Source organism: Corynebacterium tapiri (assembly GCF_006334925.1).
GTDB lineage: Bacteria > Actinomycetota > Actinomycetes > Mycobacteriales > Mycobacteriaceae > Corynebacterium > Corynebacterium tapiri.
The window spans coordinates 23,499-38,203 of record NZ_VDHJ01000011.1 but is presented as its reverse complement, the minus strand read 5'-3'; the positions used below and the strand labels follow the sequence as shown (position 1 = coordinate 38,203).

Below are 14,705 nucleotides of genomic sequence, written 5' to 3'. Positions count from 1 at the left end.
TGGGGCCTTCCGGTCGACCGTAAGCGGGTGTTGTCGGGATAAAACCCCAGGTCGCGGTTCCCACAAAACGTATCATGGTCGACCGGAAGCGAGGGGTGGCCGTTCCGGTCGACCGCAAACCCCTACTCGGCCCGCTCCCATAACGCGACGTTTACGGTTTCCGGAGAGACCGGTGATTCGTGCCCCTCCACCTGCTGGCCCCCAGCCAGGATCCACCGGCTTACTGCTGTCCACCCGTGCAGCGAGCTACCTACCCACACAGGAAAGGCCATCAGCTCCTCCGCGCGGATTGGCCGTCGGCCCACCGCCCCTAAAACGTCCTGGGTGCAGGCCAAAGTCACCGAGTCCAGCTGGTGCCCCGGCGCGTCGGGAACCATCAAGCGGCCATCCTCCCACCACACCAGGGCAGAGTTGGCCGCCTCGTGTACGTGCCCGTCGGGGCCGACCAGCAAGGCGTCGTCGGCACCCGCGCGGGCAGAAGCACTGCGCCAACCAGCCAGCACGTCCAGGTCCGGCCCCTTCACCGTCGGCTGAACGCGCGGGTCAACCGCATCCGGACACCACAGCACCGAGTGGGTGCGCAGCCGTGGTGCCGGGCGCACCTGCACGCACAACCTCCCGGCACGCGATTCCACACGCGGAAACCATCGCCCGCGCGCCGGAATCACTTCGCGCACGGCTTGCAAGAACGGCCGCGCCTCATCTCCGGCCCCGAAAACAAAGCGCTCCTCGTGAAGGCTCCGGCCTACAACCAGACCGTCGGCCACGAGGTACGAGTCGGCAGCCTCCAAGTGGCCCTCGCCAGTAACCCCAGGCTGCAGCCGCTCCCCGTCCCACACGAAAGTGCTCACGAGGGAAACTCCTGCCCGAGCAAGCGCAGCAATGGCGCGCTCTTGGTTTGTATCTCGGCCCATTCGTCCTCGGGGTCAGAAAGCGCCAGGATGGCCCCTCCCACCCCGTAGGTGATCCCGTCGGGCTGGGCGACGATCGTGCGGATGGTCATGCTCAGGTCCACCGCGCCATTAAGCGAAAAGTAACCGATCGCCCCGGAGTACAGTCCCCGGCCGACCCCCTCGAGGCGGTCGATGATCTCCATGGTGCGAATCTTCGGCGCCCCGGTCATCGACCCGCCGGGAAAGGCCGCGCGTACCAGGCGCACCGGGCTGACTCCCGCAGCCAGCTGGCAGCTGACAGTGCTCACGAGCTGGTGGACGGTGGCGTAGCTTTCCACGTCCCAGAGCTTGTCGACGCGCACGCTGCCAGCCTGCGCGAAGGCAGTCAGGTCGTTGCGCACCAGGTCGACGATCATGAGGTTCTCGGCCCGGTCCTTGGGGTGCGAGGCCAGATCGGCCTTCAAGGCGGCATCCACCGAGGGGTCGGCAGAGCGCGGGCGGGTTCCTTTGATCGGCTTGGACTCGGCCCGCCCGAAGCGGTCGATCCGGATAAAGCGCTCCGGCGAGCTCGAGAGCAGAGCCAGGTCGCCGGATTTGAGGAGTGCGCCGAAGGGGGTCGGATTGTTGTCTCGCAGCCGTCGATAAGCGTTATCCACGTGGAGGCGGCCGGTGGCGTAGAGGCGGTTGGTCAGGCAGACCTCATAGCTGTTGCCGGCGCGGATCTCTTCGAGGCAGTGGGCGATGAGGCCGAGGTAGTCGGCTTTGGAGTGCTCGAGGCGCAGGTCGCTCAGCTCGCCGATACTGCCCGCCGCAGACGCAGACAGACCAGACAACCGCTCAGCCGTCTCCGCGCACCACCGCACCTGCTGCGCGTCGTGCTCCGAACCCAGCAGCGCGATGAGGTGGACGCGGTGCTCCAGGTGGTCGATGACCACGGCGCGGTCGGCGAAGATGAGCGCATAGTTCGGCTCGGCGCTATCAACACCAGCGGAGCCGCACTCCTGCTTGAGCCCGTAGCCCAGAGCGCCGACCCAGCCGAGGGTGAAGTCGAAGTCCACGTCGGCATCCACGTCGAACGCAGAAAGGTCGCGCTCTAGCCAGTCGAAGAACCCCGGCTCGCTTCCCGAGCGCACGCGCGCGAGCGGGCCGCTGGCATCGCCCAGGTAGGAGTAGCGTCCGTTGGGTAGCTCGGGCGCGGAAGAGTCGAGCCAGAAAGCGTGCTCGGACTTCGCGAACAGGGCCTCGTAGACGCTGGCGGCATCGACCTGCAGGTCCACGGTGTGCACGTGGAGGCGCCACCGACGGGCCAGGCGCAGAAAGTTAGCGATCAGCTGATGCCCGTCGAACCCGCCGATCGACTCCGGATGGAACTGCACACCCCAGTAGGGCAGGCGGGTGTGCTGCATGGCCATGACCAGGCCGTCCTCGGTAGTCGCGGTGACCTCGAGCTCCGGCGGGACCTGCGAGGCGATCAGCGAGTGATAGCGCACCACCGGCAAACTCTCTGGCAGGCCGCGAAACAACTCCGCGCCAGTGTGCGTGATGGTGTGCACCTGACCGTGCACAGGCTCGGGCGCGCGCACTACCTGCGCGCCAAAAACATGCCCCAGCAGCTGATGGCCTAGACAAACACCCAGGGTGGGCACCTGGACCTCGGTAAACGCCAGGGCACTCAGGCCCACATCGGCCGGCACGCGCGGGCTACCGGGTCCGGGCGAAACGATGATCGCGTCGAACTCGCTCATGCGCCGTGCATCCCACCCGGGCTCGGCGTTGCTGATCACCGTGGGCCGGGTGCCGGTGAGGTCCTCCACGTAGGACACCAGGTTCCAGGTGAAGGAATCGACGTTGTCGATAACGAGGATGCGCACCCCGAAAACTTTAGGGGCTTAGCCGAGCAGCCAGTCGTTCGGGGAGAACATCTCGTAGGAGACCTCCGCCGGGCGCTTTCCTTCCGGCAGCGCCTCGAGCTGAGCGCGCAGCCCCTGCAGGAAGTTGGTGCCACCGCAGAGGTAAACATGGGCGCCAGCCAGGTCGAGCTTGGTCACGTCCAGGCGCTGCTCCTGGGCGCGGAAGTACTCGTGCAGCTCGGCGCCCGCCAGGCCATCGACCAGCTGGCGAACCTCGGCGCGCTGGGCAAAAGTCTGCTCCGACTCGTCAACGTGGCACACCACAACCCGGCGCGTGGACTCCTGCTCGCGCAGGTGGTTGAGCATGCCCACCATCGGGGTCGAACCGATGCCGCTGGAGATGAGAACCACGTCCTCGTCGCCCTCCTCGAGCACCAGGTCACCAGCTGCGATGGTGGCCTCGATGGAATCTCCCTGGGCGATCTTGTCGAACAGCCATGCCGAGACCTCGCCATCGCGCTGCACGGCGATCTCGTAGGCGCGGTCATCACCCTTGATGATGGAGTACTGACGCAGCTGGCGAGCACCGTCGTCAAGCTTCACCCCCACCGACGTGTACTGCCCCGGCAGCGGCGCCACCAGATCGCCCTCGAGGCGCAGGCGCAGAACGTTGTCGGTGAGCTGCTCCTTGGCGGCCACGGTGACGGTGCGGAAGACGTCGCCATCTGCCAGGTCGTTGGAGCGGTAGAGCTCGCGCTCGTGCTTGATCAGCACGTCGGCCATGAGCCAGTAGACGGCCGACCAAGCGGCGGCGACGTCCTCGGTCACGGCGTCGCCCAGTACCTCGGCCACGGCGGCGAGGAGGTTGTCGTGAACGATCGGGTACTGCTCCTCGACGATGCCCAGCGAGACGTGCTTGTGCGCGATCCGATCGAGCATGTGCACCGGATCCGGTGCGTTCTCATCCACAAGCATGGTGGCAAAGGTGGCCACGGACGCCGCCAGCGCTTTTTGCTGCTCGCCCGACTTCTGGTTGCCGCGGTTGAACGTGTCGCGCAGCAGCTCCGGATGCGCGCTGAACATCTTGCCGTAGAAGGTGTGCGCGATGGTGTGGATGTTCTCCCCCACCGCCGGCAGGGTCGCGCGCACGAGCTCCTCATGCTCCGGGCTCAGGTGGGTGTCGGTGCTGGGTAGGTAGTCCAGGTGCATTGTTGTTCCCTCGCTTATCGACGGTCTTTTCTTACGGGTTTTTCAGTATAAACCCTACCGACGGGCGGGCGCCCCTGCATGTCCGGACAGTGAATTAAGGCACGAAAGTGTTGCAAAAATGGCAGTTAGCTGTGAGTGCGCTCAAAGTTCACGTACCCGTAACTCTGCGCATGAATGGCAGACACTTTGGCTCCTTATCGTCGCAACGTCCGCGCACGTAAAACATCTGTATGGAGAGCGCCAATGCCGATCAAGGGCCTGAACCTTCTGACGAACAAGTTCTTTTCTAGCCGAACCAGCATGACCTGCACCTACAAGTGCGGCAACGCCTGCCTCGGCGAGTGCGACAACAAGTCCGACAACACCTACTTCGGAGACTTGATGTCGCGCCGCTCCGCCCTGAAGGCCGGCGGCCTGACCGTGGTTACCGTTGGTGGTTCGGCTGCCCTGGCTGCGTGCTCCAGCGCCGAGGAGGCCTCCAGCAACGCCGGCTCCAGCTCCTCCTCCGCTGGCTCCTCCGCCAAGTCCTCCTCTGCCGCTCCCGTTGAGGCGCCGGAGGGCATGAAGTTCCCGGTCGTCGAGCCCAACACCGAGGACAAGGTCGTTATCCCGGAGGGCTACGAGCAGTCCGTGCTCATCGCCTGGGGCGACCCGGTTATCGAGGGCGCGCCTGAGTTCGACATCAACAACCAGACCGCCGAGGCCGCCGAGAAGCAGTTCGGTTTCAACAACGACTTCGCCGGCCTCTTCGAGCACCCGGACAACCCGGACCGCATGGTGTACGTGTGCAACCACGAGTACACCACCGAGCCGCACATGTTCCCGAACTACGATGCGGACAACCCCACCGAGGAGCAGGTCAAGATCGGCTTGGCCAACCACGGCCACACCATCCTCGAGGTGACCAAGGACCCGAAGACCGGCAAGCTCACCCGCGCATTCGGCCCGCTCAACCGCCGCATCACCGGCAACACGCCCTTTAAGATCACTGGTCCGGCCGCCGGCCACGAGCTGCTGAAGACCAGCTACGACCCGACCGGCACCATCGTCCACGGCACCCTGTCCAACTGCGCCGGTGGCGTCACCCCGTGGGGTACCTACCTCTCCGGTGAGGAAAACTACGACTCCTACTGGACCAACGCCGGCAAGCTCGAGGGGCGCAACAAGGAATACGCCGAGCGCATGGGCGTCGAAGAAGAGGGCCAGACCACCCGTGGCTGGGAGCTCTTCGAGGACCGCTTCGACATGGCCAAGGAGCCCAACGAGTTCAACCGCTTCGGCTACATCGTCGAGGTCAACCCCTTCGACCCGAACTCCACCCCGGTCAAGCACTCCGCCCTAGGCCGCTTCAAGCACGAGGCCGGAAACGTCCACGTCACCCAGGACGGCACCGTAGTCGCCTACTCCGGTGACGACGCCCGCTTCGAGTACATCTACAAGTTCGTCTCCGACAAGAAGGTCAAGGAGGGCGACGTCGCCCACAACATGACCATCCTCGACTCCGGCACCCTCTACGTGGGCAAGCTGGAGGGCAACTCCCCGGCAGAGGAGATCGACGGCTCCGGCGAGGTTCCGGAGGACGGCAAGTTTGACGGCAAGGGTTCCTGGATCCCGCTGGCAACCGCCAAGGAGGACGGCACCGCCGAGTCCCACGTTGAGGGCATGGACGGCGCAGAGGTATTCCTGTTCACCCGCCTCGCTGCTGACAAGGTGGGCGCCACCAAGATGGACCGCCCGGAGGACTTCGAGGTCAACCCGGTCAACGAGAAGGTCTACGTCGCCCTGACCAACAACTCCTACCGCGGTGCTACCGGCGAGAACGCCAAGAAGTCCAAGGAGGACGTCAAGGAGTACGCCCCGATGCGGGAGAACAAGAACGGCCTGGTCATGGAGATCGACGACGACTTCGCCGGCACCGAGTTCACCTGGAACCTCCTCCTGGTCTGCGGCGACCCCGACGAGGCCTACAGCTACTTCGGTGGCTTTGATAAGTCCAAGGTTTCCCCGATCTCCTGCCCCGACAACGTGGCCTTCGACTCCCACGGCAACCTGTGGATCTCCACCGACGGCAACGCCCTGGACAGCCACGATGGCCTCTACGCCGTCGCGGTTGAGGGCGAGCAGCGCGGCCTGACCAAGTGCTTCTTGACTGTGCCTAACGACGCCGAGACGTGCGGCCCGATCGTCGACGACAAGCGCGTGCTGGTGTGCGTCCAGCACCCGGGTGAGGACGACGACGCCACCGTCGAGAACCCGACCTCCCACTGGCCCGATGGTGGCAACAAGCCTCCGCGTCCGGGCGTGGCCGTGGTCTGGAAGGCTGACGGCGGCAAGATCGGCTCCTAGCCTAAAGGCCTCTCTGGCTTTCTAGCTTTCTGGCTCAAGGCCCCGGCGCGCTCCCTCGCGGAGTGCTGGCCGGGGCTTTTTGCTGGCTTACTGACGACCGGAAGCAATCAGCACCCGAAACCCCTTAAGCCTCGCCGTCCAGGTTGCGGAAGCCGATTCCAATGGGGACGCCTACGTTGTCGATAAGCCGGACCCCACCGATCTCGGCGGCCACGAGCAACCGCCCGTCCCCGGTTTCCGGTGCCGGGCCCATGTCGCGAGCTGTCAGCTCGAGGTACTCGGGCTCAATGCCTGCCGCCGCGAGCACGTCGCGAGCAACCCGCACCACAGCCTCGCGGCCCTGCTCGGCCACGTGGGCTCCGGCAACCAGGGCGGCGGAGAGGGCAGATGCTTGCTCGCGGCAGTCCTCGGCCACCTGGGTATTGCGTAGGGAGATAGCCAACCCGTTGGGCATGCGTACCGTCGGCACGCTCTTGACCGCAGTGGGCAGGTGCAGATCCCGCACAGCGCGCTGCACCGCCCACGCCAGCTCCCAGTCCTTCTCCCCCACCACGACCTCGCTCGGCCCCAAAGCGCCGATGAGCGCGATGATGCGGGTGAGCTCGTCGTCGACGTCCTCGAAGGCGGTCTGCGCAGCAAGGCGCACGCGGCGACCGCTCGGCCAGAGGTCGGAATCCTGAACGTGCCAGACCACGTCGACCTTCTCGCGAGCAAAAATGGGATCGTCCGCATCGCCGGAATAGGCCACCACGACGCAAGCGCGCGGCACGCTGCGCGCGGCGCGGATCAGAGCGATGTGACCAGCATGGACGTCCGAGCCAAGAGGCACCAGAATGACCGGGCGGCCGGTCTTGCGCAGAGCGCTTCCCACCATGCGAATGCGCTCGAGGTCTGCAACGGTTACGGCCTCACCACTGGTCATCGTCATGCCACATAGGTTAACCCTCGAACGCATCCTCCTGGAAAGCGATGAGCAGGCGCAGCTGACGCAGGGCTTCCGGCTCCAGCTCGCCGACCAGGTGCTCGGGGATCTGGTTGAGCAGCAGCACCTCGTTGAGCACTGGACCGCGCAGGCTTCCCTGCACGCGAATCGTGCTGGCGTGGCACTCCATGGCGAAGGCGTTGACGATCGCCTCGCCTGCCGGGTCGAGAAAATCCACGGCCCACAATGCCGAATTAACCTGCGCCATCGCGGCCACGTGCGCACCCTTGAGCTCCACAGCATCGAGTGCCTCGGCCCCGTGGTCGAGCGAGGTGTGCACGACGATCTGCCCGGGGCGCACATGCCCAGCTAGCTTCTCGACGACCCCCGCAAGCTCCTGGCCCGGAACCGTCACCAGAATGCAGTCGGCGCTGGCGGCCTCGTCGAGCGATCCGAGCTTACGCACCTCATGCCCGGCCGCATCAAGGCCCAGCGCCAGGTCGTCATTGGCACCGGGAAAAGGCGGGCGAAAGTAGGTGGCCACCCGCAAGCGCGGTGGGGTCACTTGTCGCCCTTGCGCATGTTGGCAAGCAGCTCGGCGACCGAGACACCCGTGGTGTTCTCGTCGCGGCGACGACGGCCATGCCGGGCTGCCTCGTCCTCTGCAGCTGGCTGCGGCTCGGGGTCCTTGACCACGCCGAAAGTTGCGGTGTCGTCAGTCTCCCAATCGAAAATGCGATCCTGCCAGGCGGGCTTGGGCGCAGGCTCGGCAGGCGGCTCCGCGACGGGTTCTGCCGCCGGCTTGGCCTCGGACTGCGGGCGCAGGCTCGTGCGGTACGAGCTGGTCTGCTTCGGGGCCGCCTCCTGTTCGTTCTGCTCGCGGCGCTTGTTTTCCGTGATCAGGGCGCTCAACGGGTTGGGGCTGGTGGGCCGCTGCGGCTGGCGCCCCAGCTTGCCGGCAACCGCATCGGCACTCGGGGCACCCTGCGGGCGGCGGTGGGACCCAGTCTTGACCGGCTCGGGCTCGACTTCGGTGACGGTGGCGCGCGCGGGCGCCGGCTCCGGCTTGGGCTCAACACGCGGCTCAACGCGTGGCTCCGGCTCCGCTTCCGGTTCCGCCGCAAACGACGGCTTGGTCGCGGAGGCCTCCGTGTTGTTCAGCTCCAGGATGCGGCGCGACTCGGCGCGAATCGCGGCCTGCTCGTAACCGAAGCTGCGTCCGGAAAGCTCTTCGATCTGAGCGCGCAGCTTGGTGATCTCCTCCCGCAGTTCACCCAGCATCTCCGCGGTGCGCTCGTCGGTCGACTCCACCACGGGCAGCCCCTCGCGGGCGGCACGCAACTCTTCGTTGTGCCGGGCCTCGCGTTCGTCGGCAAGCTTGTACGACTCTTGCTCGCGCTGCAGCGCCTCGGTGGCCTGCGAACGGTAGCGGAAGACCAGGATAAAGCCGATGCAGGCCGCCCACAGGGCCGCAACCAGGGCGAGCTTGAGTGCCCAGGCGCTATCGGTGAGCAGCATGATCACGCTGGCCACAGCCGCGAGCACGACGAGGACGATGAGCGCGATCTGCCCACCGTCGGTTGACTTCTGCGCATGGTGACCGTCGTGTTGGTGAGTCATGCCCACTACTTTAACCAAGTGGTGCTTAAGTGGCCGGAGAGGCGTCCGTCGGCGGCGGCGTTTGGCAGTGCCGCTCGAGCACAACGCCCGCCACGCCCAGCACCACCGCACCAATCAGTCCGGCGATCACAATCGGCAGCTCGTCACCCGCGGCGGCCAGCTTTTGCAACTTGGGCACCAGGTACAGCGCGAGCCCCGAGTATCCGCCAGCCATGATCGCGCCGGTCCACGCGGCGGCCTTGCCCACCACCATCATGCGCGCGATGGTCATGGGATTGAGTTGGGTTCGGTCCAGCCCGATGCGATGTTCCTCGCTTATCGACGCCCTGACCACCACAACGAGCACCACAACCACCACCGCCAGCAACCACAGTGTCACGGCCCCGGAAACCTGGACGGGAGGAAGGTAGCCGTACAACCTCCAGGCGATCATGGCCACGGCGGCGGTGATGAAGGCCCACGTGGCCAGCAGTGCGGGAATGCGCGTGGTGGTCATGTCGCAGGCCTCCTTCAGCGTCTGCCTAGATGCGGCCCAGGGTAGCCACGCTGGCTACCTCGAGCGCGTCGAGTTCATCGACCAGGTCGGCGATAGGCGTGCCGTTTAGCTGCGCGTCGGGCTCGATGTGCAGCCACGGAACCAGCACAAATGCCCGCTCGTGGGCGTGCGGGTGCGGCACGGCCAGCAGCGGGGTGTTCTCGGTGTGGGCGTAGGCGGGGGCGTCGCCAAGCGCGACGATGTCCACGTCCAGTGTGCGCGGTCCCCAGCGCACTGTGCGCACGCGATCCGCGCGCTGCTCCAGCTTCTGGCCGCGAGCCAAGAGCTCCTCGGGTGTGGAGTCCACCTCGACGATCAGCACGGCGTTGAGAAAGTCCGGTTGATCCTCCAGGCCCCAGGCGGGCGTGCGGTACAGGTCGCTGGCAGCGACGAGCTCGTCTGCGAACTCGTCGACCACGCTGCGCAGCAGAGCATGGCTATCTGCCATGTTGGAACCGATCGATAAGACAGCCCTCATGAGCGCATTCCTTTCCGGGAGCGACGGGCAACCACGGCGACATCATCGAAGGTCAGCGCGATGGGTGCATGTGGTTTGTGCACGGTGACCTCGACGGCGTGCAACTGCTCGTACGTGGCCAGGGCGGTTTCGGCGATCTCGGCCGCCACCGTCTCGATGAGGTCGCGCGGCTGACCGGTGACCACACCGTGTGCCATCTCGGCGAGCTCGGCGTAGTTGACGGTCTGGGTCAGATCATCGTTGGCCGCGGCCTGGGAGGTGTCCAGCCAGCAGGTGATGTCCACGCTGAAGCGCTGGCCAAACTCCCGCTCGTGCGCGAGCACCCCGTGGTAGCCGTAGGCCCGCAGGCCCTTGAGTTCGATGCGATCAGCCACGCTTACCTCCGTTCCATGCAGCAGCCACGTCGACGGCATCCCGGTTGGTGGCCACCTCGTGGACGCGCACGGCCCACGCCCCGGCTGCTGCGGAGAGGGCGGTCACTGCGGCGGTGGCCGGGTCGGCATCCTGCGGGGTCGGGTTCAGGCCCCGCTCGCGGCGAATTCCGGCCAAGAACCGCTTGCGGGAGGCCCCGACCAGGATGGGAGTGCCCTCGGCCACGAGCTCGGGCAGGGCATGAAGCAGCTGCCAGTTCTCTTCCGGGGTCTTGGCAAAGCCCAGGCCCGGGTCGAAGACGATGCGTGAGGGGTCCACGCCAGCGTCGACAGCCTTCGAGGCGCAATCAGCCAGCACGCGGCGCACATCCGCCACCACATCGCCGCCGTGGTCGGCCGAACCGGAAGCCTCGGCGAAGTCCTGGCCATTGACGGTGCGCCAGTGCATCAGGCAGACCGCCAGGCCGGTGTCGGCCATAGCCTGGAACATGTCTGGATCTGCCAGGCCGCCGGAGACGTCGTTAAGCATCTGCGCCCCAGCATCCGCCACCGCGCGGGCCGTGGCAGCGCGCATCGTGTCCACGCTCACCGCGATGCCCTCGGAGGCCAGGGCCTTCACAACCGGGACCACGCGGGCGATCTCGTCTTCGGCGGCAACGCGGGTGGCACCCGGGCGGGTGGATTCGCCGCCGACGTCGATGATGTCCGCACCGGCGTCGACAAGCTCATGGGCGTGTGCGATGGCGGCGTCGGTGGCCAACCACTTGCCGCCGTCGGAGAAGGAATCCTCGGTGACGTTGACGATGCCCATGATCTGGCAGCGCCCGGACGTTTCCAGTGACAGCACCATGGTTATCCCCTGATCAGGCTCAAGACCTCAGCGCGCGAGGCCGCGGACTGCTTGAATCCGCCGCGCACGGCGGACGTGGTGGTCATCGCACCCGGCTTGCGGATGCCCCGCATGCCCATGCACAGGTGCTCGCACTCGATGACGACGATGACGGACTGGGCCTGGAGGCGATCGACCAGCGCGTCCGCGATCTGGGAGGTCAGGCGCTCCTGCACCTGCGGGCGCTTGGCATAAAGGTCGGCCAGGCGCGCGAGCTTGGACAACCCCGTGACCTTGCCCTGCTTGTTGGGGATGTAGCCGATGTGGGCCACGCCGAAAAACGGCAGGAGGTGGTGTTCGCACATCGAGTAGATGGGGATGTCCTTGACCAGGACGAGTTCCTGGTGATCCTCGCTGAACGTGCGCTCCAGCACCTCGGCCGGATCCACCCCCAGGCCGGCGAAGTTCTCGCGGAAGGCGCGCGCCACCCGGGCAGGTGTTTCGCGCAGGCCTTCGCGGTCCGGGTCCTCTCCCACGGCCAGCAGGAGCTCGCGCACGGCAGCCTCGGCGCGGGCTGCGTCGAAGTTAGCGCTCATTCTTGCCCTCACCCGAGCCGTTGCCAAAGTCCTGGGTCGGATCCAGCACCCGCGGCATCTCGCTGGTCTCAGAATTTTTCGCGGCTTCGTTGTCTTCGGCGCGCTCCTGGTTATCGGGGCGCTCGTTCTCCGGCAGGCGGAAACCGATGGGCTCCTCATCCGAGTAGTTCTTCATGCCCGGATGCTCATTGGGAGCAGAGTCTTCGCGGGGCGACTCCTGCGGCTTGGGCGCAGGCTGGGAGGGCTGGGAAGGCTGCGAGGCCTGTGGCCAACCCGGAATGTGCCAGTCCTTCGGCGGCGGGGTGCCCTCGTAGCGCGGGCTCGGCGCCTCCGGCTTGGCGTGCTTGCCGCCCTCGTTCTGCGGGGCCGAGGCGCGGGTGGAGCCGCCGGAGTGCGACCACGGCGAGGTGGACTTGGCGGCCTCCTGCTTGCGGGACTCTTCGAGCTCCTTCATGCGCTCGGCGCGAGCCTTCTTGGAGGCCTCGAGCAGGCTGAAGCGCTTGGGTGGTTCCTCGCCACGCTCGATGGCCAGCTCGGTCGGAGTCTTCACCGGCTCGCGGCCCAGCTGGCGCGGGAACTCCTCCGGGGTGCCCGGGAAGATGTTGCCCACCGGCTCGGGCTCGATGTCGCTGAACAGGGCCTCCAGGTCAGGCCGACGCAGCGTCTCCTTCTCCAGCAGCTTCTCAGCCAGCCGGTCAAGGTGATCGCGCTGGGCGGTGAGGATGTCGTAGGCGCGGCGGTGCGCAGAGCGGATGAGGTGAGCGACGGCGATGTCGATCTGCTCGGCCACCTCGGGCGAGTAGTCGAGCTGCCCGCCTCCGCCGGCACCCGAGAAGGGATCGCCCTGCTCGGTGCCGTACTTGATGGGGCCCAGGGCCGGGGCCATGCCGTACTCGGTGACCATGGAGCGGGCGATCTTGGTGGCCTGCTCAATGTCGGCCGAGGCACCCGTGGTGGGAGCACCGAAGACGACCTCCTCGGCAGCGCGGCCGCCCATGGCAAAGACCAGGCGAGCGTAGAGCTCGGAGATGGTGTACATCCCCTTGTCGTCTTCCTGGGCGGTCATGGCGTGACCGCCGGTGCGCCCGCGCGCGAGGATGGTCACCTTGTACACGCGCTCAATGTCCTTGAGAGCCCACGCGGCCAGGGTGTGGCCGCCCTCGTGGTAGGCGGTGACCTTCTTCTCCTGCTCGCTGATGATCTTGGAGGAACGACGCGGTCCGCCAATCACGCGGTCGGTGGCCTCCTCCAGTGCGTCGGCGGTGATGATGTTGCCGCCGATGCGGGCGGTCAGCAGCGCGGCCTCGTTGATTACGTTGGCCAGGTCGGCGCCGGACATGCCGGCGGTGCGCTTGGCCAGGGCGTCGAGGTCCGCATCCGGGCCCATCGGCTTGCCCTTGGCGTGCACCTTGAGGATCTGCTGGCGGCCGGCCAGATCCGGGTTGGTCACCGGGATCTGGCGGTCGAAGCGGCCCGGGCGCAGCAACGCCGGGTCGAGGATGTCGGGGCGGTTCGTGGCCGCGATGAGGATGATGCCCTCGCGATCGCCGAAGCCGTCCATCTCCACCAGCAGCTGGTTCAGGGTCTGCTCGCGCTCGTCGTGGCCACCGCCCATGCCGGAGCCACGCTGGCGACCGACCGCGTCGATCTCGTCGACGAAAATGATGCAGGGCGAGTTCTCGCGGGCCTGCTTGAACAGGTCACGCACACGCGAGGCGCCCACGCCCACAAACATCTCCACGAAGTCCGAACCGGAGATGGTGTAGAACGGCACGCCGGCCTCACCGGCCACCGCGCGCGCAATCAGCGTCTTACCGGTACCGGGAGGGCCGTAGAGCAGCACGCCCTTGGGGATCTTGGCGCCCAGCTTTTCGTAGCGCGAGCCGTCCTGCAGAAAGTCCACGACTTCCTGCAGCTCGTCGACGGCTTCGTCGGCACCCGCCACATCCTCGAAGGTGTTGGTGGGCATGTCCTTGGTCAGCTGCTTGGCCTTGTTGCCGCCGATGCCGAACATGCCGCCCCCGCCGGACTGCATGCGGGTGATAAAGAAGAAGAGAAGGCCGAAGATCAGCAGGGAGGGCAGCAGGAAGCCCAGCATGTTCAGCAGGAAGGAATCCTGCGTGACATTCGTGGTGTACTTCTCCGCATCCGCTTTTTGCACGGCGTCGAAAATCTGCGGTGCCGTGCGCGCCGGATACTGGGTGATGATCTCGGTGACGCCTTCGCGTTCCTCAACCGTGATGGGCTCCTTGAGCTCCAGGCGCAGGCGCTGCTCGCGATCGTCGATCTGCGCCTCCTTGACGTTGGAGTCGCTGAGTTGCTGGATCGCCACCGAGGTGTCCACGCGCATGAACGAGCGCGTGGGGTCAAGCAGCGTGGTGGTGATAAAGATGAGCACCAGGGCGACCGCGGCGGCCAGCCCGAGGTTGAGAATCTTCTTGTTGTTCATTCTGTGTGGGGTTTCTTACTTGCCGCCGTACACGCGCGGGTGCAGGGTGCCTACGTACGGCAGGTCGCGGTAGCGCTCGGCGTAGTCCAGGCCGTAGCCGATGACGAACTCGTTGGGGATGTCGAAGCCGACGTCGAACAGGTCGACCTGCGCGGTCTGCACCTCGGGCTTGCGCAGGAGGGTGACCACGTTGAGCGACTTGGGGTTGCGGCCGCGCAGGTTCTTCATCAGCCAGCTCAGGGTCAGGCCGGAGTCGATGATGTCCTCGACGATGAGCACGTCGCGGCCAGCGATGTCGCGGTCCAGGTCCTTCAAAATGCGCACCACGCCCGAAGAGGAGGTGGAGTTGCCGTAGGAACTAACAGCCATGAACTCCATCTCGCTGGGAATGCTCAGTGCGCGAGCGAAGTCGGTGAGGAAGAGTACTGCGCCCTTGAGCACGCAGATCAAAAGGAGGTCCTGCTCGGAGTCTCGGTAGTGCTCGGAGACCTTGTCTGCCAGCTCCTGGATGCGAGCCTGCAGCTGCTCCTCGCTGATGAGGATGGACTCGACGTCGTCACCGTAGCGGTGCGGCGGGACCTGGAAATCCTTGGTGTCGTGCATGTGC

The 14,705-nt window shown here is 66.2% G+C and carries 14 protein-coding genes; 1 reads left to right on the top strand and 13 read right to left on the bottom strand.

The genetic code is table 11. From position 1 onward, the window contains the following. Positions 1–122: 122 nt before the first annotated feature. The 3 genes from FHE74_RS08430 to FHE74_RS08420 are packed head-to-tail and all read right to left on the bottom strand — an operon-like array spanning position 123 to position 3,952. Positions 123–851, bottom strand: coding sequence for an aminotransferase class IV (locus tag FHE74_RS08430; protein WP_180339725.1), 729 nt, complete (start codon positions 849–851; stop codon positions 123–125). Beyond that, positions 848–2,764 carry an aminodeoxychorismate synthase component I gene (gene pabB, locus FHE74_RS08425; protein ID WP_139466069.1) on the bottom strand — a complete coding sequence of 639 codons (1,917 nt, stop codon included), beginning with the start codon at positions 2,762–2,764 and terminating at the stop codon, positions 848–850. Before pabB ends, FHE74_RS08430 begins: the two co-directional genes overlap by 4 nt. 18 nt (positions 2,765–2,782) lie before the next feature. Continuing rightward, complete coding sequence (locus tag FHE74_RS08420; protein WP_139466068.1) at positions 2,783–3,952, bottom strand: globin domain-containing protein; 1,170 nt, start codon at positions 3,950–3,952, stop codon at positions 2,783–2,785. 243 nt (positions 3,953–4,195) lie between these two features. On the opposite strand from FHE74_RS08420, the gene FHE74_RS08415 reads away from it, so the two are divergent. Next, the gene (locus tag FHE74_RS08415) at positions 4,196–6,298 is read left to right on the top strand and encodes a PhoX family protein (protein WP_139466067.1); all 2,103 of its coding nucleotides are present in this window, start codon (positions 4,196–4,198) and stop codon (positions 6,296–6,298) included. A gap of 124 nt (positions 6,299–6,422) precedes the next feature. Here the strand turns inward: FHE74_RS08415 and FHE74_RS08410 are convergent, their stop codons facing one another. The 10 genes from FHE74_RS08410 to hpt are packed head-to-tail and all read right to left on the bottom strand — an operon-like array spanning position 6,423 to position 14,701. Beyond that, positions 6,423–7,226 (bottom strand): pantoate--beta-alanine ligase, encoded by an 804-nt coding sequence (locus FHE74_RS08410; RefSeq protein WP_139466066.1) that lies wholly within the window; start codon positions 7,224–7,226, stop codon positions 6,423–6,425. Between the two features lie 10 nt (positions 7,227–7,236). After that, complete coding sequence (locus FHE74_RS08405; protein ID WP_139466065.1) at positions 7,237–7,785, bottom strand: Rossmann-fold NAD(P)-binding domain-containing protein; 549 nt, start codon at positions 7,783–7,785, stop codon at positions 7,237–7,239. Further along, positions 7,782–8,840, bottom strand: a complete 1,059-nt coding sequence (locus FHE74_RS08400) for a DUF6779 domain-containing protein (RefSeq protein WP_139466064.1) — start codon at positions 8,838–8,840, stop codon at positions 7,782–7,784. Before FHE74_RS08400 ends, FHE74_RS08405 begins: the two co-directional genes overlap by 4 nt. Positions 8,841–8,865: 25 nt before the next feature. After that, complete coding sequence (locus FHE74_RS08395; RefSeq protein ID WP_139466063.1) at positions 8,866–9,336, bottom strand: DUF3180 domain-containing protein; 471 nt, start codon at positions 9,334–9,336, stop codon at positions 8,866–8,868. 25 nt (positions 9,337–9,361) lie between these two features. Continuing rightward, on the bottom strand, positions 9,362–9,853 hold the full coding sequence (gene folK, locus FHE74_RS08390; RefSeq protein ID WP_139466062.1) for a 2-amino-4-hydroxy-6-hydroxymethyldihydropteridine diphosphokinase: 492 nt from the start codon (positions 9,851–9,853) through the stop codon (positions 9,362–9,364). Further along, positions 9,850–10,227, bottom strand: coding sequence for a dihydroneopterin aldolase (gene folB, locus FHE74_RS08385; RefSeq protein WP_139466061.1), 378 nt, complete (start codon positions 10,225–10,227; stop codon positions 9,850–9,852). The genes folK and folB overlap by 4 nt, the downstream gene beginning before the upstream one ends. After that, a complete protein-coding gene (gene folP / locus FHE74_RS08380) occupies positions 10,220–11,074 on the bottom strand; it encodes a dihydropteroate synthase (protein WP_139466060.1) in 855 nt (284 codons plus the stop codon). Before folP ends, folB begins: the two co-directional genes overlap by 8 nt. Before the next feature lie 2 nt (positions 11,075–11,076). After that, positions 11,077–11,649, bottom strand: a complete 573-nt coding sequence (gene folE, locus FHE74_RS08375) for a GTP cyclohydrolase I FolE (protein ID WP_139466059.1) — start codon at positions 11,647–11,649, stop codon at positions 11,077–11,079. After that, the gene (gene ftsH / locus FHE74_RS08370; RefSeq protein WP_139466058.1) at positions 11,639–14,098 is read right to left on the bottom strand and encodes an ATP-dependent zinc metalloprotease FtsH; all 2,460 of its coding nucleotides are present in this window, start codon (positions 14,096–14,098) and stop codon (positions 11,639–11,641) included. Before ftsH ends, folE begins: the two co-directional genes overlap by 11 nt. A gap of 15 nt (positions 14,099–14,113) precedes the next feature. Then, positions 14,114–14,701: a hypoxanthine phosphoribosyltransferase gene (hpt, locus tag FHE74_RS08365; RefSeq protein ID WP_139466057.1), complete on the bottom strand. Its 588-nt coding sequence runs from the start codon at positions 14,699–14,701 to the stop codon at positions 14,114–14,116. Positions 14,702–14,705 lie beyond the last annotated feature (4 nt).